The sequence below is a fragment of the Martinezella lusitana genome (assembly GCF_014207095.1).
In the GTDB taxonomy this organism is placed as follows: domain Bacteria; phylum Pseudomonadota; class Alphaproteobacteria; order Rhizobiales; family Rhizobiaceae; genus Rhizobium; species Rhizobium lusitanum_B.
This window is the reverse complement of sequence record NZ_JACHBG010000001.1, coordinates 595,303-613,630: the sequence shown is the minus strand read 5'-3', so window position 1 is coordinate 613,630 and position 18,328 is coordinate 595,303. Positions and strand designations below refer to the sequence as shown.

Annotated in this window: 22 protein-coding genes; 10 read left to right on the top strand and 12 right to left on the bottom strand. The window is 59.4% G+C overall.

Annotated elements, in window-relative coordinates:
* Positions 1–102: 102 nt before the first annotated feature.
* Complete coding sequence (locus GGD46_RS02985; protein ID WP_184701664.1) at positions 103–660, bottom strand: DUF177 domain-containing protein; 558 nt, start codon at positions 658–660, stop codon at positions 103–105.
* Positions 661–672: 12 nt separating this feature from the next.
* Complete coding sequence (locus GGD46_RS02980) at positions 673–1,227, bottom strand: ubiquinol-cytochrome C chaperone family protein (RefSeq protein ID WP_184701662.1); 555 nt, start codon at positions 1,225–1,227, stop codon at positions 673–675.
* Between the two features lie 280 nt (positions 1,228–1,507).
* Here GGD46_RS02980 and GGD46_RS02975 point away from each other — a divergent pair, with 280 nt between their 5' ends.
* Positions 1,508–2,017 (top strand): outer membrane protein assembly factor BamE, encoded by a 510-nt coding sequence (locus tag GGD46_RS02975; RefSeq protein WP_184701660.1) that lies wholly within the window; start codon positions 1,508–1,510, stop codon positions 2,015–2,017.
* A gap of 75 nt (positions 2,018–2,092) precedes the next feature.
* Here the strand turns inward: GGD46_RS02975 and GGD46_RS02970 are convergent, their stop codons facing one another.
* From GGD46_RS02970 to ribH, 3 genes are all read right to left on the bottom strand, one after another.
* Positions 2,093–4,231, bottom strand: coding sequence for a sodium-translocating pyrophosphatase (locus GGD46_RS02970; RefSeq protein ID WP_184701658.1), 2,139 nt, complete (start codon positions 4,229–4,231; stop codon positions 2,093–2,095).
* Positions 4,232–4,479: 248 nt separating this feature from the next.
* Positions 4,480–4,962, bottom strand: a complete 483-nt coding sequence (gene nusB, locus GGD46_RS02965; protein WP_184701656.1) for a transcription antitermination factor NusB — start codon at positions 4,960–4,962, stop codon at positions 4,480–4,482.
* A 3-nt stretch (positions 4,963–4,965) separates the two neighbouring features.
* Positions 4,966–5,421 carry a 6,7-dimethyl-8-ribityllumazine synthase gene (gene ribH / locus GGD46_RS02960; RefSeq protein ID WP_184701654.1) on the bottom strand — a complete coding sequence of 152 codons (456 nt, stop codon included), beginning with the start codon at positions 5,419–5,421 and terminating at the stop codon, positions 4,966–4,968.
* A 197-nt stretch (positions 5,422–5,618) separates the two neighbouring features.
* Here ribH and GGD46_RS02955 point away from each other — a divergent pair, with 197 nt between their 5' ends.
* Genes GGD46_RS02955 through GGD46_RS02945 form a run of 3 tightly spaced genes read left to right on the top strand, consistent with a single transcriptional unit; the run spans position 5,619 to position 7,204 of the window.
* On the top strand, positions 5,619–6,143 hold the full coding sequence (locus tag GGD46_RS02955) for a cupin domain-containing protein (protein ID WP_184701652.1): 525 nt from the start codon (positions 5,619–5,621) through the stop codon (positions 6,141–6,143).
* A gap of 38 nt (positions 6,144–6,181) precedes the next feature.
* The gene (locus GGD46_RS02950) at positions 6,182–6,706 is read left to right on the top strand and encodes a GNAT family N-acetyltransferase (protein ID WP_184701650.1); all 525 of its coding nucleotides are present in this window, start codon (positions 6,182–6,184) and stop codon (positions 6,704–6,706) included.
* A gap of 15 nt (positions 6,707–6,721) precedes the next feature.
* Positions 6,722–7,204, top strand: coding sequence for a GNAT family N-acetyltransferase (locus GGD46_RS02945; RefSeq protein ID WP_184701649.1), 483 nt, complete (start codon positions 6,722–6,724; stop codon positions 7,202–7,204).
* 51 nt (positions 7,205–7,255) lie between these two features.
* Here GGD46_RS02945 and GGD46_RS02940 read toward each other — a convergent pair whose 3' ends face one another.
* From GGD46_RS02940 to GGD46_RS02910, 7 genes are all read right to left on the bottom strand, one after another.
* Positions 7,256–7,879 carry a riboflavin synthase gene (locus GGD46_RS02940; protein WP_184701647.1) on the bottom strand — a complete coding sequence of 208 codons (624 nt, stop codon included), beginning with the start codon at positions 7,877–7,879 and terminating at the stop codon, positions 7,256–7,258.
* The gene (gene ribD / locus GGD46_RS02935; protein WP_184701645.1) at positions 7,879–8,988 is read right to left on the bottom strand and encodes a bifunctional diaminohydroxyphosphoribosylaminopyrimidine deaminase/5-amino-6-(5-phosphoribosylamino)uracil reductase RibD; all 1,110 of its coding nucleotides are present in this window, start codon (positions 8,986–8,988) and stop codon (positions 7,879–7,881) included. Before ribD ends, GGD46_RS02940 begins: the two co-directional genes overlap by 1 nt.
* Before the next feature lie 2 nt (positions 8,989–8,990).
* On the bottom strand, positions 8,991–9,467 hold the full coding sequence (gene nrdR / locus GGD46_RS02930) for a transcriptional regulator NrdR (protein ID WP_068385764.1): 477 nt from the start codon (positions 9,465–9,467) through the stop codon (positions 8,991–8,993).
* Between the two features lie 9 nt (positions 9,468–9,476).
* The gene (gene glyA, locus GGD46_RS02925) at positions 9,477–10,775 is read right to left on the bottom strand and encodes a serine hydroxymethyltransferase (protein WP_184701643.1); all 1,299 of its coding nucleotides are present in this window, start codon (positions 10,773–10,775) and stop codon (positions 9,477–9,479) included.
* 272 nt (positions 10,776–11,047) lie between these two features.
* The gene (locus GGD46_RS02920; protein ID WP_184701641.1) at positions 11,048–12,361 is read right to left on the bottom strand and encodes a murein L,D-transpeptidase; all 1,314 of its coding nucleotides are present in this window, start codon (positions 12,359–12,361) and stop codon (positions 11,048–11,050) included.
* A gap of 613 nt (positions 12,362–12,974) precedes the next feature.
* A complete protein-coding gene (gene ldtR / locus GGD46_RS02915; RefSeq protein WP_106997707.1) occupies positions 12,975–13,490 on the bottom strand; it encodes a transcriptional regulator LdtR in 516 nt (171 codons plus the stop codon).
* Between the two features lie 133 nt (positions 13,491–13,623).
* Positions 13,624–14,064 carry a DUF6163 family protein gene (locus tag GGD46_RS02910; protein WP_184701639.1) on the bottom strand — a complete coding sequence of 147 codons (441 nt, stop codon included), beginning with the start codon at positions 14,062–14,064 and terminating at the stop codon, positions 13,624–13,626.
* 144 nt (positions 14,065–14,208) lie between these two features.
* Here GGD46_RS02910 and hemB point away from each other — a divergent pair, with 144 nt between their 5' ends.
* The 6 genes from hemB (at position 14,209) to GGD46_RS02880 (ending at position 18,287) form a co-directional block, all read left to right on the top strand.
* A complete protein-coding gene (gene hemB / locus GGD46_RS02905; protein WP_184701637.1) occupies positions 14,209–15,222 on the top strand; it encodes a porphobilinogen synthase in 1,014 nt (337 codons plus the stop codon).
* Between the two features lie 86 nt (positions 15,223–15,308).
* The gene (locus GGD46_RS02900) at positions 15,309–15,767 is read left to right on the top strand and encodes an RDD family protein (protein WP_184701634.1); all 459 of its coding nucleotides are present in this window, start codon (positions 15,309–15,311) and stop codon (positions 15,765–15,767) included.
* A 182-nt stretch (positions 15,768–15,949) separates the two neighbouring features.
* The gene (locus tag GGD46_RS02895; RefSeq protein WP_184701632.1) at positions 15,950–16,729 is read left to right on the top strand and encodes an arginyltransferase; all 780 of its coding nucleotides are present in this window, start codon (positions 15,950–15,952) and stop codon (positions 16,727–16,729) included.
* On the top strand, positions 16,730–17,626 hold the full coding sequence (locus GGD46_RS02890) for a DMT family transporter (RefSeq protein ID WP_184701630.1): 897 nt from the start codon (positions 16,730–16,732) through the stop codon (positions 17,624–17,626).
* Between the two features lie 50 nt (positions 17,627–17,676).
* A complete protein-coding gene (locus GGD46_RS02885; protein WP_174174233.1) occupies positions 17,677–17,898 on the top strand; it encodes an AbrB/MazE/SpoVT family DNA-binding domain-containing protein in 222 nt (73 codons plus the stop codon).
* Positions 17,895–18,287, top strand: a complete 393-nt coding sequence (locus GGD46_RS02880) for a type II toxin-antitoxin system death-on-curing family toxin (RefSeq protein ID WP_184701628.1) — start codon at positions 17,895–17,897, stop codon at positions 18,285–18,287. Before GGD46_RS02885 ends, GGD46_RS02880 begins: the two co-directional genes overlap by 4 nt.
* The last annotated feature ends 41 nt before the right edge of the window (positions 18,288–18,328 follow it).

Here is an 18,328-nt window from a genome sequence, read left to right as displayed (position 1 = left end):
GCGTCCCTAGTCCTTTTTCTTCGCCGAGACCGACGAATTTGGCGTCAAAATACCGTTTTCTCCCCCGGTTACAACAGAATTGTGCTCGATCAGCACCCGAACCTAGTCCTTTTTCCAGTCTTTCAGAACTGCGAACGGCGAAGGCTTCCTGTCGTTTTCACCGGTATCTTCTATATGCCCTTCGAACTCGACACCGGGCTTGCGCGGATAAGGATCGATGGCAAGAGCGGCGAATTCCGTAACGACCGCACCGGCATCAATCGTATCGCCGGTGAATGTCTCCGGAAGGTCTGGACCATCCGGATCGAGCACCATTTCTCCCGCATCCGACGACGGCGCGCGCGCCAGCTTGGAATCCTCCGGCACGAAGATGTGCTCGAAATCCTCGTCAATGTCCGATTCGACCGGATCGAGCGTTACGACGCAGGCCTGGACGATCTTTGCCTTCACGTTTCCCTTGACCCGCACGCCATCGCGCTTCCAGCGCGAAATCTTGAGATCGGCCTCCAGCTTTTCCACGGACAGCACATCCCAAAGCTCTGCCAAACCGGCAAGCTCGCGCTTATCCGCTTCGACATGCACGTCGACGGGATTGGCCGAGATGTGGCCGACCTTCACGAGATAGGAAAAGGGTGTTTCGTCGGAACCGTGTGTTTTCATTCCAGTCTCCTGTTACTGCTCTTGGCCACGTCCGGCCGGCAGTGGCAGTACGGCGGAACCCGTGGCAAGTTCCGCCTCCGTCACGGCGGCCAGATGCGCCTCCGCCTGCATCATCCAATCGGCCAGCGTGACCATCGACGGTGCACCCTGGTCCGCTTTCGGATAGATGTTGCGTCGAAGCGCCGTGGCTAGAGCATCGCGATCGTCGCCGTCCATGGCGGTCGCATAGCTTTCGAGCCGACCATAAAACATGCCGGCCAGTTTCTTCATGCGTTTCGGCACGCTGTTATCACCGATTCCCAGTTCGCGGATCGAATAGTCGATATCCTCGAAAAACGCATCTACGATTTCCTGTGCAAGCTCCTGGCCGCTGGTCGCGGAAGACCGCGTGCGGCGAAAAAACAGGATCATGACGACGGAAAGCAACTCGAAGCGCCCCATCACCGTGTCGGGCACATCATAGTCGGTATAGAAAACCGGCTGACGCGCCGCCGATGTCAGAAGCTCATATTGCCTGACGACGATGATCTGATTGTGATTTCTTTTGCGAAAGAGCCCAAAAATCATGAGAATTCCCGGTATTGGCTCATTCAGAGCGCGCCGTTTTTGCTTGGCCTTGTTGCATCCACGCTAAAGCTGGTTTACCGAAGCAGGCGCGAATTGCAATGCCGTTTGTGCCCGCTTCGAGGCTCCTGCCCTTAACCGTCGTTACGTTGTGAATGATTGGTGATGAAGAGTGCCGAACAGCGTCTTGTGCCTTTTTCAATCGCGGAAAGGACACAATGATGTGCACAGCAAGGTCATATCGGCCGTCCGGCCATCGGATTGATTCATTAGGGGAGATGAGATGTCGTTGACCAGACGGTATTTCAAGTCTGACATATCTTTCAGCAGCACTGCCGCCATCGCCCTGGTGATTGCGACCATAGGCCTTTCGGGTTGCAAGACCAGCGAGGTCATGAACAACGGCTACATCTTCGATCCGCAATCGCTGGCGCTTGCGCCGGTCGGCTCGAGCCGCGAGCAGGTTCTGCTCTCGCTCGGCACACCTTCCACGACCGCAACCTTCGACGGCGAAGTCTTCTATTACATCTCGCAGAAGCGCACCCGCGCCGCAGCATTCATGAAGCCGAGGCTCGTCGACCAGAACATCCTGGCGATCTACTTCGACAAGGACGGCATCGTGAAGCAGGAAGCCAACTACACGCTGAAGGATGGCAAGCTCTTCGACATGATCAGCCGCACGACGCCGACCGGCGGCCGCGACATGACCTTCCTGCAACAGATCCTGCAGGGCGGCGGCAACGGCGTGAACGGCGCGAGGAACTTCCTCAACAACCTCAATCCCGGCCAATAAGTCGGGACGCTATTCTACGGAAAAACCCGCGAGGCACTGCCCCGCGGGTTTTTCTATGCTGTCTGTTTGCTTTCCTTATCCGGCAAGGATGGCCAGCAGCAGCAATGCGACGATATTGGTGATCTTGATCGCCGGGTTGACCGCAGGGCCAGCCGTATCCTTGTAGGGATCGCCGACGGTGTCGCCCGTCACCGATGCCTTGTGCGCTTCCGATCCTTTCATATGACGCGTGCCGTCCTTGTCGACGAAACCGTCTTCGAAGCTCTTCTTGGCATTGTCCCATGCACCGCCGCCCGAGGTCATGGAAATGGCGACGAACAGGCCGTTGATGATGACGCCAAGCAGCGAAGCGCCAAGGGCTGCGAAAGCCGAAGCCTTGGAGCCGGAAATAAGCAGAACGCCAAAATAGACGACAACAGGCGCAAGCACTGGCAGCAGCGACGGAATAATCATCTCGCGAATGGCGGCCTTGGTCAGCAGGTCGACGGCACGACCGTAGTCGGGACGCTCCGTACCCTGCATGATGCCCGGCTTCTCACGGAACTGCCGGCGCACTTCCTCCACGATCGAACCGGCAGCGCGGCCGACGGCCGTCATGGCGATGCCGCCGAAGAGATAGGGGATAAGACCGCCGAACAGCAACCCGGCAACGACGTAGGGGTTGGAAAGATCGAAGGAGATCGTGCCTACATTGGCGAAGTAAGGGAACTTGTCGCCGTGAGCTGCGAAATACTGCAGGTCGTTGGAATAGGCGGCGAACAATACCAGCGCACCGAGGCCGGCCGAGCCGATGGCATAGCCCTTGGTGACGGCCTTGGTGGTGTTGCCGACCGCGTCCAGGGCATCGGTGGATTTGCGTACTTCCGGCGGAAGATGCGACATTTCTGCGATACCGCCGGCATTGTCCGTCACCGGGCCGAAGGCATCGAGCGCTACGATCATGCCGGCAAGGCCGAGCATGGCGGTGACGGCAATGCCGGTGCCGAACAGGCCACCGAGCTGATAGGTGGCGATGATGCCGGCGACGATGACGATCGCCGGCAGTGCCGTCGATTCGAGCGAGACGGCAAGACCCTGGATGACGTTAGTGCCGTGGCCTGTGACGGAGGCCTGGGCGATCGAGTTGACCGGGCGCTTATTGGTGCCGGTGTAGTATTCGGTGATGACGACGATCAAGGCTGTCACGATGAGGCCGACGATACCGCAGGCAAAGAGCCTCGTGCCGGTGACTTCAAAGCCTGCGATGGTGCCTAGCGACCCCCAGCCGATGGTCAGCGAAGTGGCAGCCCCGAGACCGATGATCGAGAGGACACCGGTAGCGATCAAGCCTTTGTACAGAGCGCCCATGATGGAGCCATTAGCACCAAGCTTCACGAAGAAGGTGCCGATGATCGAGGTGATGATGCAGGTGCCGCAGATCGCCAGCGGATAAATCATTGCGGCGCCGAGCAGCGGCGAGCCGGCAAAGAAGATCGAGGCCAGAACCATGGTCGCGACAACCGAGACCGCGTAGGTCTCGAAAAGGTCAGCCGCCATACCGGCGCAATCGCCAACGTTGTCACCGACGTTATCGGCAATGGTGGCAGGGTTGCGCGGATCGTCCTCGGGAATGCCGGCTTCGACCTTGCCGACGAGGTCGCCGCCGACATCGGCACCTTTGGTGAAGATGCCGCCGCCGAGACGGGCGAAGATTGAAATCAGCGAAGCGCCGAAGCCGAGGGCGACCAGCGCGTCGATGACGTCGCGCGACCCGGCCTCATGACCGAGAACGCCGATCAGAAAGTAAAAGTAGATGGAAACGCCGAGCAGAGCCAGGCCTGCAACCAGCATGCCGGTGATGGCACCCGATTTGAAGGCGATATCGAGGCCGGCGGACAGGCTTTGCGACGAGGCCTGGGCCGTGCGGACATTGGCGCGCACGGAGACATGCATGCCGATGAACCCTGCGGCGCCTGAGAGGATTGCGCCGATCAGGAAACCAAAAGCGGCTTCGGACGACAAAAGGAGCCATGCAGCAATGAAAACAATGACCCCGACGATGGCAATAGTTCTATATTGACGCGCAAGATAAGCCTGCGCTCCTTCACGAATATAACCGGCAATCTCTTGCATGCGGGCGTTGCCCTGATCGGCAGCGAGCACCGACCGGGTTGCCCATACGGCATAGATGACCGAGAGCAGTCCGCATGCGATCACTCCTAAAAGAATCGACATTTCGCTTTTTCCCTCCAAAAAAGCCGGCGGTTCACTCCTCCCCCGGCCGCCTGCGACATCGACCAATCCCCTCCTCCAGGGTGATCGACCAATGTGCAATGCAAGATTGATGTCGGGAAAACGTCGCGTCAAGACCGCCCGCAGGTAAAACACCCGCAGGAGGTTCAAAAGAAGATTCGAAGATGAAATCAGACGCGAACGAAGGAAACGAAAGCGCAACCCGGCATGGGCCGCGCCTTCAGGCGGGCCTATTTCTTGGCGTCGCCGCGAACCTGCTTGGCGATTCGGTCGAGAACCGCATTCACAAGCTTCGGTTCGTCCTCTTCAAAGAAGGCATGTGCGATCTCGACATACTCGGTGACGATCACCGGAACCGGCACGTCCTTGCGGTCGAGCAGCTCGAAGGTGCCGGCGCGCAGGATGGCGCGGACGGTGCTGTCGAGGCGCGAGAGAGCCCAGTCGTCCTGAAGGGCAGAGCCGATCAGCGGATCGAGCCGGGTCTGCTCGCGCACGACGCCCGACACGATGGAACGGAACCAGGAGGCATCTGCCTTCAGATAGGTCTCGCCGTCCAGCTCCTGCCCGAGACGGTGCGCCTCGTATTCGGCCACCACCTCCAGAACACCTGTTCCGCCGATATCCATCTGATAGAGCGCCTGCACCGCCGCGAGGCGTGCTGCGCCCCGCTGATTGGCGGGCTTTGCGGGTCGCTCGTTATCCTGATTGCTCATGAATTATGCACCCAACTTCTCTTTCAGCGCGATCATGGTCAGCGCCGCACGGGCGGCGAAACCGCCCTTGTCCTTGTCCGAACGGCGCGCACGCGCCCAAGCCTGATCGTCGTTCTCGACGGTCAGAATGCCGTTGCCGATCGCGAGCGATTCGCTGACGGCCAGATCCATCAGCGCACGCGAGGATTCGTTTGCGACGATGTCAAAATGATAGGTCTCGCCGCGAATGACCATACCGAGGGCAACATAGCCATCATAGATCACACCGCCATTGTCGCCCCCATCGAGCGCCATGGCAATCGCTGCCGGGATTTCCAGCGCACCGGGAACGGTTACGATATCATAGGTCGCGCCGGCTTGATCAAGCGCGGTCTTTGCGCCGTCGAGCAGAGCGTCGGCCATATCATCGTAGAAGCGGGCTTCGATGATGAGAATGTGGGCATTCGAAGAGCTGGACATACATCACCTGAGGATTGAGAGGGCGCGGCACCTTATTAGGCCGGGTCAAACCACGGCGGGCCGCGCTTGGCAAGTGTTTTTCAATGGTCCATGCCGATTCCAGCCCTATTTGGAAATGATCGGAGCTCCGCAGAAATTGTGGCTTCCGCAGACGCAACCGCTTCGATAATAATTTCCGGCCTGTGAGAGGGAGGCTCATGACAAAAAAATCAATACCCGCCGTCAATGTCGGCGACCTTGAACTGGATCACTGGCAACAAGGCAGCTTCTTTGCCGGCAGCGATACGTCGTTCGGCGCGATGCTCGGACTGAAGAATCTAGGGGTCAGCTACAACGAAGTGCCGCCGGGCAAATCCGGCTGTCCGTTTCACAATCATCACGTCGAGGAGGAGATGTTCGTCATTCTCGACGGTGAAGGCGAATATCGCTTTGGCGATCACCGTGTCGCCGTCAGCAAGGGTGACGTGCTCGGCGCACCTGCAGGCGGCCCGGAGACAGCGCATCAGTTGATCAACACCGGCCCCGCCGTCCTAATCTATCTCGCCATTTCCACGAAGGCGAAAACCGAAATCGTCGAGTATCCGGATTCCGGCAAGTTCCTGGCCAAGACCTACACCGACGGTAAGACGACGTTCCGTGCCATCGCTCGTGCCGCTGACACCAATCTCGATTACTGGGACGGCGAGCCCGGCACGACGAATGCCCGCACGACGAATGATTGAGCATCGACAAAAACAATTTCAGCAAAGTTTTAAGCCCCATGACCATCATTCCGACATTGACGACCGACCGGCTCCTGCTGCGCGGTCACAGGCTGGACGAATTCGACGAATTCCTGGCCCTCTGGCAAAATAAGGATCTTGCACGCTTCATCGGTGGCGAAATGCTAACGCGCGAGCAGGTCTGGGCTCGCCTCCTGCGTCATGCCGGCCTATGGCATCATCTCGGCTTCGGCTTCTTCGCCGTCGAGGAGCGGCAAAGCGGCAAGCTTATCGGCGAAGTGGGCTTTCTCGATCTGCACCGAGACATGACGCCCACGACGGAAGGCACGCTGGAATCCGGCTGGGGCATTACGCCGCCGATGCAGGGCAAGGGCTATGCGACGGAAGCCATGAATGCGGCGATCGCCTGGGCCGGCAGGCAATTCGCCGGCCGACGCATGACCTGTATCATCGATCTCGAAAATGGATCATCGCTGCGCGTGGCCGAGAAAATTGGTTTTCGCCGGATCGGTGACGCCATCTATAAAGACAAACCAAACGCGATGTTCGAACGCTACGCCTGATATGAAGGGCATGACATGCCGGCTTCACAAGACAAATTCTCGGTCAAGGCTTACGATCCCGGTGATGCGCAGGCCACGATCGATATTTTTCTGCGGGCCATTCGCGAGGTCGCCTCGAGAGATTACAGCCCGGCGCAGATCACCGCATGGGCGAAAGTCGATGATGGCGAGGTATGGGCACAGTATAGGGCAAGCCGGCCGACCTGGCTTGCAATGGATGGTTCAACACCTGTCGGCTTTACCGATCTTAAAGCGGATGGTTGCCTCGACATGATGTTCGTCGATCCCGACTATCAGGGAAGAGGTGTCGCCAGCCTATTACTTGCGACGGTCGAGCAGGCCGCTCGCGAACGGAGCCTGTCGCGAATTTTCACCGAAGCCAGTCTGACCGCCCGTCCCTTCTTCGAGCGCAGGGGCTTTTTAGTCATGACCATGCAGCAGGTACAAAAGCGTGGCCAAACCTTCATCAATTTTCTTATGGAGAAACCGCTGCGGTAGGAAAACCGAAGCGGTCCAAAGAACGAGTCCGAAACACCTGGCGCGGGCGGCTCAAGCTTCTTCGCGTGCAGCCGGGAATTCCGCCAGACGGGCGGCGTAACGCGCCATGGTATCGACTTCGAAGTTGACGAAGTCGCCAGCCTTGCGCTCGCCCCAGGTCGTAACCTCAAGCGAATGGCGGATCAGCAAGACGTCGAATTCCGTGCCATCGACGGCGTTGACCGTGAGCGAGGTGCCGTCGAGCGCAACCGAACCCTTCGGCGCCACGAACCTGGCGAGATGTTCCGGCGCGCGCAGGCGGAAGCGTGTGGCCTCACCTTCCGGCGTCACCGAGAGAATTTCCGCTTTTCCGTCGATATGGCCGGACACGAGGTGACCGCCGAGCTCGTCGCCGATCTTGAGGGAGCGCTCGAGGTTGATCTTGCGGCCCGCTTCCCAGGTGCCGATCGTCGTCAGGCGCAGGGCCTCTTCCCAGGCCTCGACCTCGAACCAACGGCCGTTGCTGCCCTGCTCCGGCAAGCCGGTGACAGTCAGGCAAACGCCGGCGTGCGAGATCGAAGCCCCCATGTCGATCGTTGCCGGATCGTAATTGGTGGCAACGCGCAGCTTGATGCCTTCCTGCATGGGGGAAATGGATTCGACAGTCCCGACGTCGGTGACAATTCCGGTAAACATCAAAAACCTCTTTCATATTCGTCGCAGAGATCGTCGCCAAAGCGGCTCTCTCCTATATGTATGAAACTGGCAGGGATATTGGATTTCAGGACGGGGGATTCAATACCGCCCTTGCCAATAGTCGCCGGCCCCTGAAACAGCAGGATGCGGTCGACGAGATCCGCATCGAGGAAACGCCGCGCAGTCCTGGCACCACCTTCCAACAGCAGCGAGGAGATGCCGCGCGTGCCGAGTGCCTCAAGAAGCTCGCCCGGCTCATTCGAATTCGATTGCAGAACTTCGACGCCCGCCGCATCGAGGGCCGCCCGACGGCCCAGAAATGCGGCATCGGTGTTCTCATCAAAAGACGGTTGATGAGCGGCGACAGCGATGACCGGGTATCTGCGCGCCGTCTGCACCAGCTTGCTGCCAAGGGGCAGCTGCAGCTGTTCATCTATGACGATACGCAGGGGTGAGCGGTCTTCCAGACCGGGAATCCGGCAGGTCAATTCCGGATCGTCTGATATCGCCGTGCCGATGCCGACGAGGATGGCGTCGCTTTCGGCGCGCAACATCTGCACCTCTGCGCGGGCGGCATCGCCGGTGATACGAACCTGCCCCTCGCCTACCCTGCCGATCATGCCATCGGCGGAAACGGCAAGCTTGAGAGTCACATAGGGCCGGTTTCTCGTCTGACGCATGAGGTAACCGGCGAGCGATCGCCGGCCCTCCGTCTCCAGAACCCCGGTCTCGACTTCGATACCGGCGGCGCGCAGCATGTTGATACCGCGCCCGGAGACGCGCTGGTCGGGATCGGTGACGCTGATGACGACACGCGCGACGCCATAGGCGATCAATGCCTCGGCGCAGGGTGGCGTTTTGCCGTAGTGAGAGCAGGGTTCGAGCGTCACATAGGCTGTGGCGCCCCTCGCCGCTTCGCCGGCCTCGGCCAGTGCCTGGGGCTCGGCATGCGGACGGCCGCCAACGGCCGTCACTCCACGGCCGATGACAATGTCGTCCTTGACGATAAGGCAACCGACCGACGGATTGGTCGATGTCAGCCCCAGATGCTCACGCGACAGGCGGATAGCCTCCGCCATGAAACGTTCGTCTTCCGGCAGCTGCGTCATGGTCAAGGGTCCAGCGGATCGCGGGCGATCTTGGCGTTGATCTCGTTGATGACGTGCTCGAAATCCTCGGCATGCGAGAAATCGCGATAGACGGAGGCATAGCGTACGAAGGCCACGTCATCGAGACTCTTCAACGCCTCCAGCACTTGCAGGCCGATCTGTTCCGAACTGATTTCGGTCTCGCCCGAGCTTTCGAGACGGCGGACGATACCGGAAACGGCGCGCTCGATGCGGTCGCGATCGACCGGACGCTTGCGCAGTGCGATCTCGAAAGACCGCACCAGCTTGTCGCGATCGAAAAGCACCTTGCGGCCGGTCTTCTTGATGACCATCAGCTCGCGCAGCTGCACGCGCTCGAAGGTCGTGAAACGACCGCCGCAATCCGGGCAGATCCGCCGCCGGCGGATGGAGGTGTTATCCTCCGCCGGGCGCGAATCCTTAACCTGGGTATCTTCCGTACCGCAATAGGGGCAGCGCATGCGCCCTCCTTAGCCCATGTAGCCGTACATCGGGAAGCGGTCGGTGAGCTTGACCACCTTCTCGCGTACGGCAGCCTCGACGGCAGCGTTACCTTCGTCGGAATTGGCAACCTTCAGACCATCGAGCACTTCGATGATCAGATTGCCGATCTCGCGGAAGTCGGCTTCCTTGAAGCCGCGGGTCGTGCCAGCCGGCGTGCCGAGACGGACACCCGAGGTGACGAAGGGCTTTTCAGGGTCGAACGGGATGCCGTTCTTGTTGCAGGTGACGTAGGCGCGGCCGAGAGCCGCCTCGGCGCGCTTGCCGGTGGCGTTCTTCTTGCGCAAGTCCACAAGCATCAGGTGGTTGTCGGTGCCGCCGGAGACGACGTCGACGCCGCCGGAGATCAGCGTTTCTGCGAGCGCCTTGGCGTTCTTGACAATCTGCGCGGCATAATCCTTGAACTCCGGCTGCAGTGCTTCGCCGAGAGCAACGGCCTTGGCGGCGATGACATGCATCAGCGGACCGCCTTGGAGGCCGGGGAAGACGGCCGAATTGAACTTCTTCGCCAGATCCTCTTCATTGGTGAGGATCATGCCGCCGCGCGGGCCGCGGAGCGACTTGTGGGTCGTCGTCGTGGCAACATGGCAATGCGGGAACGGCGACGGATGCTGGCCACCGGCAACGAGACCGGCGATGTGGGCCATGTCGACCATCAGATAAGCGCCGACGCTGTCGGCGATCTCGCGGAAGCGCTTCCAGTCCCAGATACGGGAATAAGCGGTGCCGCCGGCGATGATCAGCTTCGGCTTGGTTTCTTCGGCCTTGCGCTGCACTTCATCCATGTCGAGCAGGTTGTCGCCTTCGCGCACGCCGTAGGAAACGACGTTGAACCACTTGCCGGACATGTTGACCGGCGAACCGTGCGTGAGGTGGCCGCCCGAATTCAGGTCGAGGCCCATGAAGGTGTCACCCGGCTGCAGCAGCGCCAGGAACACGGCCTGGTTCATCTGAGAACCGGAGTTCGGCTGAACGTTGGCGAAGTTAACGCCGAACAGCTTCTTGGCGCGCTCGATGGCGAGCTCTTCTGCGATATCGACGAACTGGCAGCCGCCATAATAGCGCTTGCCCGGATATCCTTCGGCATACTTGTTCGTCATGATCGAGCCCTGCGCTTCCAGCACGGCGCGCGAGACGATGTTTTCCGAGGCAATCAGCTCGATCTCGTGACGTTGGCGACCCAACTCCTTGCCGATCGCTCCAAAGATGTCCGGATCGGTGTCGGCAAGCGAGCGATTGAAGAAGGATTCGGTGGACGCATTTGTCATCGTGAAAGCTCCTGAACGGCCGGGACGGCAATGCAGACGGTATTAGCGTCAGGGTCGCCGGAGAGCAATACGATCAGCGACATTTGCGCGTATAATCCCGTAATCGACCAAGATTCTCGGGAAGGATTATGCGCCATTTCAAAGTCTTACTGCGTCCTTCGCGCGCCCCAAGGACGCGCGGCGCAGTAAGCATTCTACGCAGAGCGGCTCCGGCCAATGAAAAAGCCGCGCCCAGGGACGCGGCTTTGGCAACAATAGAGACGAAAGGGCGATTACTGAACCGGCTGCTCCATGCCCTGCGTCGTGTCGAGCGCCAGCTCGGCATTGCCGTCGAGCTGATAGATATCGTCGCGGAACTGCACGATGCCGTCGCGGGCACTCCAGGCGGAGATGTAGACGAAGTAGACCGGAACTTCCGTCGCCAGCGTGATCGGCGTGTTGACGCGGCTGGCGATCACCTGCTCGATGTGCTGGCGCGGCCAGCCGGGCGTGTCCATAAGCAGCCAGTTCGTCAGGTCGCGCACGTTCTGAACGCGGACGCAACCGGAGCTGTCGAAACGCATCAACTTGTTGAACAGGCCCTGCTCGGGCGTGTCGTGCATGTATTCATTGTTGGGGTTGTGGAAGTTGATCTTCGTGGACGCCATGGCGTTGGTCTTGCCCGGGTCCTGGCGGAACATCAGGTCCGGCGCCTTGTCCGAATTCCAGTCGATCGTCTCCGGCGCGACTTCCTGACCCTTGCCGTCGATGAGGCGGATGTTGCTCCGCTTCAGATAGGTCGGATCCTTGCGCATCAGCGGCACGATGTCCTTGACGACGATAGAGCGCGGCGCCGTCCAGTACGGGTTGAGGATGACCTCGTAGATCTTCGAATTGATGATGTGGGTCGGGCGCGACTGCCGGCCGACGATCGCTTCATGGCGCAGCGCCACCTGACCATCCTGAACGGCCTCGACGTAAGTGGCCGGGATGTTGACCATGACGTGACGACGGCCGAGATCGGACGGGAACGTCTGCAGGCGAACGAGGTTGGTGTTGAGCTGCTGCAGGCGGACATTGGCGGGAATGTTCATTGCCTTCAGCGTGAATTCGCCGATGACACCATCCGGCGGCAGACCATGGCGGGCCTGGAAACGCTTAACGGCGCCATCTACGTAGGAATCGAAAGACGAGGAGATACCCGCTTCGCGCGGCAGGTCGCCGCTGACCATCAGGTGCTGACGCAGCGACTGCACAGCAGGATCGGTCACACCGATCTGCAGCGCCTGCTGGCTGGTGGGGCTGATCTGCGGCCAGCCGCCATTGGCGACGATGCTCTGATACTGAGCGATCGCCTGCTGAATATTCGGAACGGAGTCAGGCCCAAGGATCGGTGTATTCGAGAGAACGGCTGCCGCCGTGCGCGCCGCAGCCTTGGCATCGAACTGATCATCCCAATTGCCACGAGAACGGTCATTGATCAGCGCTTCCAGCGGTGATGCATTTTGCGCGAGAGCCGGCGCAGCCAATGCAGCAGCGCCGAACGTTGCAGCCGACCGCAGGAACGAGCGGCGCGAGAATGATTCAATTCCGTTTTTCTTCGACATATCCCAACCGTTCAACGCTGCGATCCAGACATACGCAGCTTAGAGAGGAAGCAGTAAACAGCGCGGTGTGCGCCAAGTAACGCAACTCAGTACGATCCGTTCCCTTAAGGCACCATCAAGAACTTCACCGCGAACTATCATAATATTGCGAAGTGCAGATTTGAGGGTCGGAAAATCGGAACCTGAGAACGCCGCTTGCCGTTAGTTTCCGCTGTCATAGCAATATGGCCAATTCGTGTCGTTCGACATGAAACTTGCCCTGCCATACCGCCACGGAAAACGCGCCATGCTGCAATTGCTAAAATACCACAAGTGCGCGTGGTTCATAGCGTGTATTGCCCCGCCGTCAATGGCGCAAATGCCCGGCGCGTTACATGTGACGCAGGGTGAAGGAAGGACGTGGCAAAAAGCGCACAACTACAAGCCTTAACCGGGTTCAAGCCAGACACGCAGGGAACGTGTCCAGCTTGCTTTTACCGGAGAGTCTCACGGCATATCCGCCGCCGTTGCTTGAGGCGCGTCGCGAATTTTTAGATTCGCTATGAGCCTTAAGCCTTTGATGCTTCACATGTCGTTGTCGCAAACCCGCTAGGCGCTTCTGCACGGCATGTTCTTAGAGGCGATACAGGATCTGGTCGTTCCAGAAGCGGTCGAGGCGCTGCAGGAGCTTGTTCATCTGGGTGAACTCGTCGGTGCCGATGCCACCGACCTTGTCGATCGAGCCGATGTGCCGCTCATAGAGCTTGGCGACGGTTTCGGCGATTTCCTGACCGGTTTCCGTCAGGCTGATGCGGACCGAGCGACGGTCGATACGCGAGCGCTGATGGTTGATGAAGCCGAGGTCGACCAGCTTCTTGACGTTGTAGGAAACGTTGGAGCCGAGGTAGAAACCGCGCGACCGCAATTCGCCGGCCGTCAGCTCGGAATTGCCGATGTTGAAAAGGAGAAGTGCCTGGACGGCGTTGACGTCGTCGCGACCCTGACGGTCGAACTCGTCCTTGATTACATCAAGCAGGCGGCGGTGCAAACGCTCGACCAGGTGGAGGGATTCCATGTAGAGAGCCCGGATATCGTCAACCTGCTGGTCCCGAGCGTTCGCAACTGCCTGCGGCTTGATTTTCGTGTTCATCATGACTTGGCCTCACTCTGTTTTGTTTGGCGGTGTCGTTTTCTTCCCGCCTTGAGTGAGACCCTATCGAATACACATAAAATTCTACTTAAACTGCAGGCTTAACAGCACCTTACCAGGAAGTGTTGCTGTCTCAGGGTAAATCAACCATTACCTGCTGCCGACGGCGGCGGCGCTTTTCCTGCCACAGCAGGATACGGAACAGGCAATAAAGCACGGCAACGCAGGCATGCAAGATCATGATCAAAGGATTGGATCCGAAGACCTCCGGCCACATGCCATACATCAATGCCTGACCGCCTGCGGCCAGTACCCACATGACCGGTCCCCAGGATACGGTCAGCCACAAGCCGAGTGCCGCCACCGGGAAGACGACGGCCAGTCCGGCACCGGCGACCTTCCACGGAAGATTGAGGAGATCGAAGCGGGCATGGCCATCCAGCGAATAGCCGACGAGCATCGCCCAATATTGCAGGCCGAGCCAGAAGCACGCGATCGCGATCAGCCGCAGGAACAGCACGAACAGGATGTCCGTCAGCGTATTCTTGGGTACGGTCGAAGAATCAGGTTCCATGCGCGAACAATACGTAGGAGGCATCGGCCTCGCCAGCGAGATCTTGGCTGCGGCCTTTCGCCCGCTTTTGAATTCTGGGGACAGCGTGATAGGTACGCTCTCCATATAATAGGCCTTTCATAGACGAAAAAGGATGGCGGCATCATGGAAAACAAGACGCATCTCGTTGACGAGATCACCGGGCATCGCCGCATGCGACGCAACCGCAAGGCTGACTGGACGCGCCGCCTCGTGCAGGAAAACCGGCTGACTGTGGACGATCTGATCTGGCCGATCTTCATCATTCCCGGCACCGGCATTTTGGAGCCGATCCCCGCCATGCCCGGCGTCAATCGCATGACGGTGGATAAAGCCGTCGAAGCGGCGAAGGAAGCGGCCGATCTCGGCATCCCCGCGCTTGCCACCTTCCCGAACATCGAGATGGAGCTGCGCGACGAGACCGGTTCGAACAGCCTCGAGAAGAACAATCTCATCAATCTTGCCAGCGCCGCGATCAAGAAGGCCGTTCCGAATATCGGCGTCATCACCGACGTCGCCCTCGACCCCTTCACCAGCCATGGCCATGACGGCATTCTGCGCGGCAATGAAATCGTCAACGACGAAACGGTCGAACAGGTGGCGCGCGCCGCCGTCTACCAGGCGGACGCGGGTGCGGACATCATTGCGCCGTCCGAAATGATGGATGGGCGTATCGGCGCGATCCGCCAGGCGCTCGACGCCGCCGGACACCAGGGTGTAGGCATCATGAGCTACGCGACGAAGTTCAGCTCCGGCTTCTACGGCCCTTACCGCGAGGCGATCTCGACCGGAGGCCTGCTGAAGGGCGACAAGAAGACCTATTATATCGACCCCGCCAACGGCACCGAGGCCGTGCGCGACGCCGCACTCGATGTCGAGGAAGGCGCTGATATGCTGATGGTCAAGCCCGGCCTGCCCTATCTCGATATCTGTTGGCGGCTGAAGGAAGCCTTCGGCCTTCCGACCTTCGCCTACCAGGTCTCGGGCGAATATGCGATGATCAAGGCCGCCGCCGCCAATGGCTGGATCGACGGCGACAAGGTGATGCTCGAGACCCTGCTCGCCTTCAAGCGCGCCGGCTGCGACGGCATCCTCACCTATTTTGCCGTCGAAGTTGCTAGGCAGCTGGCGAAAAAATAGTTTCAGGCCGTGTCGGTGGCCTGCTTATTGTATTTGCGGGCCCTGATACCATATGTTCGGCAAATGTTTCCCCAAGGAGGAAAACGATGAGCCTGAACCCCAGCCCGCTCTACGCAGCACCGGACGACTGGCGCGCCTATAGTGGCGTGCTGAGCCGGCGCGTCTTCGCCTTCATTGTCGACTATATCATCGTCGCCCTCCTCTGCATTCCGGCGGCGGTGCTGCTGTTTTTCGTATCGATCCTGACATTCGGGCTGGGCTTCGTTCTCTATCCGGTGCTCTTCATCCTCGTCGCCGGGCTCTATTTCGGCTGGACGCTTGGCGGGCCGTACCAGGCATCGCTCGGCATGCGCGCCATGGGCATCACCATGGTAAGGGTCGACGGCCGCCGCATGGATTTCCTCACGGCGATCGTTCATCTCGCGCTGTTCTGGATCCTCAACTCCGTGCTGACACCGCTCATCCTGCTGGCAGGTCTGTTCACCGACCGCAGCCGGCTGATCCATGACATGCTGCTCGGCACGGTCATCGCTCGCACGGCCTAAAATCACGACGAAACCTTGTCGCAAAGGGCTACCCCGCAGAGCCGATCGGGGCGCGGGGTGGCTTTGCCATGTGCAGTCAATTAGGAAACTGTGATCTTTAACGAAGGACGTAGTTGACGTTTTCTAAACTTGGGCCATGCTTGTGAAAACACTAGTGCCGAAAGAAAGGCAATAAACGGCAGATGAATACGCAGTCGACGCCATCTCCGCAGTTTTATCTGACGGCACCGGCTACCTGCCCGTACTTGCCGCACGAGATGGAGCGCAAGGTCTTCACTCATCTTGTCGGCCCGCGTGCGGCGGAGATGAACGATATCCTGACCCAGGGCGGCTTCCGACGGTCGCAGAACATCGCCTATCGCCCCGCCTGTGAATCCTGTCGCGCCTGCATATCGGTGCGGATTCTCGCCCAGGAGTTCGAGACTAGCCGTTCGATGAAACGCGTGCTGGCGGCCAACAGCGATGTGATTGCCACCGAATTTCCGGCACAGCCCTCGAGCGAGCAATATTCTCTTTTCCGCCGATATCTCGACTATCGCCACCAGCAAGGCGGCATGTCCGATATGACCGTGCTCGACTATGCGATCATGGTCGAGGACACGCATGTCAACACGCGCATCATCGAATATCGCCGCCGCGAAGAAGGTTCCGGATTGGAGCAGCGTCCGAAAGGCGAGCTTCTGGCCGCAGCTCTGACGGACGTGATGAGCGATGGCCTGTCGATGGTCTATTCCTACTTCAACCCCGATCTCGACCAACGCTCGCTCGGCACCTTCATGATCCTCGATCATATCAAGCGGGCGAAAGCGCTCGGCCTGCCACATGTCTATCTTGGCTATTGGGTCAGGGGATCGCGCAAGATGGATTACAAGACACGCTTTCAGCCGCAGGAGCATCTGACCCCGCGCGGCTGGGAGCGCTTCGATCCCGCTGCGGACGACGGTAAAGACAGCGCACGCTGAATGTTCGCCAATCTCTCCGACCATAGAAAGGGCCTGTTGCTGACCACGTTCGGCGGCTTGGTCCTGTCGATGGACATACCATTGATCCGACTTGCGAGCGGCGAGGTGTGGTCGGTGCTCTCGGTGCGCAGCTTGGCCACGGTCGTTGCTGCGCTTAGTGCCCTTTTCGTCATCCGACGTGTCAGCGGTTCGGTGCGCGGCGCACTGCCGGGCTGGCTCGGCATCCCCGTCGGCTTCTTCTATGGCCTGACGACGATCTGCTTTCTTCTTGCCGTCTATTATACGACGGCGGCGAATGTGGTGTTCATCATCGCCCTCAATCCGATGTTCACTGCACTTCTTTCCTGGATCTTCCTCAAGGAACGCCCTGCCGTTTCGACGTTCATCACCATGGCGGTCATGATCATCGGGGTCGGGCTGATCGTTGGGGACGGCATGGAGGGTGGCCATCTGCTGGGTGACGCCCTGTCCGTGCTCGCATCGCTTTCCAGCGCCTGCGCCATAACGATCAGCCGCGCCTCCAGCCGGGGCATGGGCTTCGCTTCGCTGCTGGCAGCCGCCCTACCCGCAGCGGTGGGACTTTATCACGTCGTGCCGGTCGGCTTCTCCATCGATCATCCTGGCTGGATCCTGCTGGATGGCGGCGTGCTGATGCCCCTCTCCTTCTGGTGCCTCGCGACAGGCACCCGCTATCTTTCGGCACCGGAAGTCGCGATGTTCTATCTCTTGGAAACAATCCTGGCGCCGATCTGGGTCTGGCTGATCTTCACGGAGGCGCCAAGCAACATGACGCTCGCCGGGGGCGCGATACTGATCCTGGCGCTGGCCTCCCATTCGCTGTGGCAGGCCAGGGTCAAGGCGAGAGCGGCGATTGTCGCCCAAGGCGTTGCACATTGAGGTGACGACCCCCTTATGTTATAACTAGGTTATTACACGGGAGCTCAGAAATGAACGTCACCATTCGAAAGATCGGCAACTCCGAAGGCGTCATTATTCCGAAGGAAGTTCTCCAAAGACTGGGCCTGAAAAACGGCGATGCGCTGGAGATACGAGAAGTGAACGGGAACATCGAACTGGTTCCCGAGCGAGCCGACCTTGCGGAACAATTGCGTGCCGCGCGGCTTGGCATGCAGAAATATCGCAGCGCCCTGCGCGAACTCGCAAAATGAATGAATATAAATGGCTATCCCGCGAAGCCGTTGAGATCATGCATGAGGAGCAGATCGCTGAGCATGGCGGGTTGCCGGGTCTAAAGGACGAGAATGCGTTGGAAGCTGCAATGGCGCGCCCGTTGAATAAGGCCGCTTATGGCGAGAGTGATTTATTTGTCCTCGCCGCCGCTTACCTCTACGGGATCGTCCGAAATCATCCATTTTCCGATGGGAACAAGCGGGCCAGCTATCTAGCGACGTTCACGTTCCTATACATCAACGGCTATCTCATCGAGGCTGATGATGGGACTATTGTCGCTTTCGTACAAGGTGTCGCAGCCGGAGAAATTGACGAGATGGGCGCAACCCAATTCTTGAGAGATTTCAGCATTCGGCTTGCCGGGTGATAATCGCACCACCCGGCTCTTCGCTAGGGATCTGGCGTTCG

What these genes read in the sequence shown, in the direction of transcription:
- GGD46_RS02985 (WP_184701664.1), bottom strand. Translation starts at nt 660, where the DNA reads ATGAAAACACACGGTTCCGACGAAACACCCTTTTCCTATCTCGTGAAG.
- GGD46_RS02980 (WP_184701662.1), bottom strand. Translation starts at nt 1,227, where the DNA reads ATGATTTTTGGGCTCTTTCGCAAAAGAAATCACAATCAGATCATCGTC.
- GGD46_RS02975 (WP_184701660.1), top strand. Translation starts at nt 1,508, where the DNA reads ATGTCGTTGACCAGACGGTATTTCAAGTCTGACATATCTTTCAGCAGC.
- GGD46_RS02970 (WP_184701658.1), bottom strand. Translation starts at nt 4,231, where the DNA reads ATGTCGATTCTTTTAGGAGTGATCGCATGCGGACTGCTCTCGGTCATC.
- nusB (WP_184701656.1), bottom strand. Translation starts at nt 4,962, where the DNA reads ATGAGCAATCAGGATAACGAGCGACCCGCAAAGCCCGCCAATCAGCGG.
- ribH (WP_184701654.1), bottom strand. Translation starts at nt 5,421, where the DNA reads ATGTCCAGCTCTTCGAATGCCCACATTCTCATCATCGAAGCCCGCTTC.
- GGD46_RS02955 (WP_184701652.1), top strand. Translation starts at nt 5,619, where the DNA reads ATGACAAAAAAATCAATACCCGCCGTCAATGTCGGCGACCTTGAACTG.
- GGD46_RS02950 (WP_184701650.1), top strand. Translation starts at nt 6,182, where the DNA reads ATGACCATCATTCCGACATTGACGACCGACCGGCTCCTGCTGCGCGGT.
- GGD46_RS02945 (WP_184701649.1), top strand. Translation starts at nt 6,722, where the DNA reads ATGCCGGCTTCACAAGACAAATTCTCGGTCAAGGCTTACGATCCCGGT.
- GGD46_RS02940 (WP_184701647.1), bottom strand. Translation starts at nt 7,879, where the DNA reads ATGTTTACCGGAATTGTCACCGACGTCGGGACTGTCGAATCCATTTCC.
- ribD (WP_184701645.1), bottom strand. Translation starts at nt 8,988, where the DNA reads ATGACGCAGCTGCCGGAAGACGAACGTTTCATGGCGGAGGCTATCCGC.
- nrdR (WP_068385764.1), bottom strand. Translation starts at nt 9,467, where the DNA reads ATGCGCTGCCCCTATTGCGGTACGGAAGATACCCAGGTTAAGGATTCG.
- glyA (WP_184701643.1), bottom strand. Translation starts at nt 10,775, where the DNA reads ATGACAAATGCGTCCACCGAATCCTTCTTCAATCGCTCGCTTGCCGAC.
- GGD46_RS02920 (WP_184701641.1), bottom strand. Translation starts at nt 12,361, where the DNA reads ATGTCGAAGAAAAACGGAATTGAATCATTCTCGCGCCGCTCGTTCCTG.
- ldtR (WP_106997707.1), bottom strand. Translation starts at nt 13,490, where the DNA reads ATGAACACGAAAATCAAGCCGCAGGCAGTTGCGAACGCTCGGGACCAG.
- GGD46_RS02910 (WP_184701639.1), bottom strand. Translation starts at nt 14,064, where the DNA reads ATGGAACCTGATTCTTCGACCGTACCCAAGAATACGCTGACGGACATC.
- hemB (WP_184701637.1), top strand. Translation starts at nt 14,209, where the DNA reads ATGGAAAACAAGACGCATCTCGTTGACGAGATCACCGGGCATCGCCGC.
- GGD46_RS02900 (WP_184701634.1), top strand. Translation starts at nt 15,309, where the DNA reads ATGAGCCTGAACCCCAGCCCGCTCTACGCAGCACCGGACGACTGGCGC.
- GGD46_RS02895 (WP_184701632.1), top strand. Translation starts at nt 15,950, where the DNA reads ATGAATACGCAGTCGACGCCATCTCCGCAGTTTTATCTGACGGCACCG.
- GGD46_RS02890 (WP_184701630.1), top strand. Translation starts at nt 16,730, where the DNA reads ATGTTCGCCAATCTCTCCGACCATAGAAAGGGCCTGTTGCTGACCACG.
- GGD46_RS02885 (WP_174174233.1), top strand. Translation starts at nt 17,677, where the DNA reads ATGAACGTCACCATTCGAAAGATCGGCAACTCCGAAGGCGTCATTATT.
- GGD46_RS02880 (WP_184701628.1), top strand. Translation starts at nt 17,895, where the DNA reads ATGAATGAATATAAATGGCTATCCCGCGAAGCCGTTGAGATCATGCAT.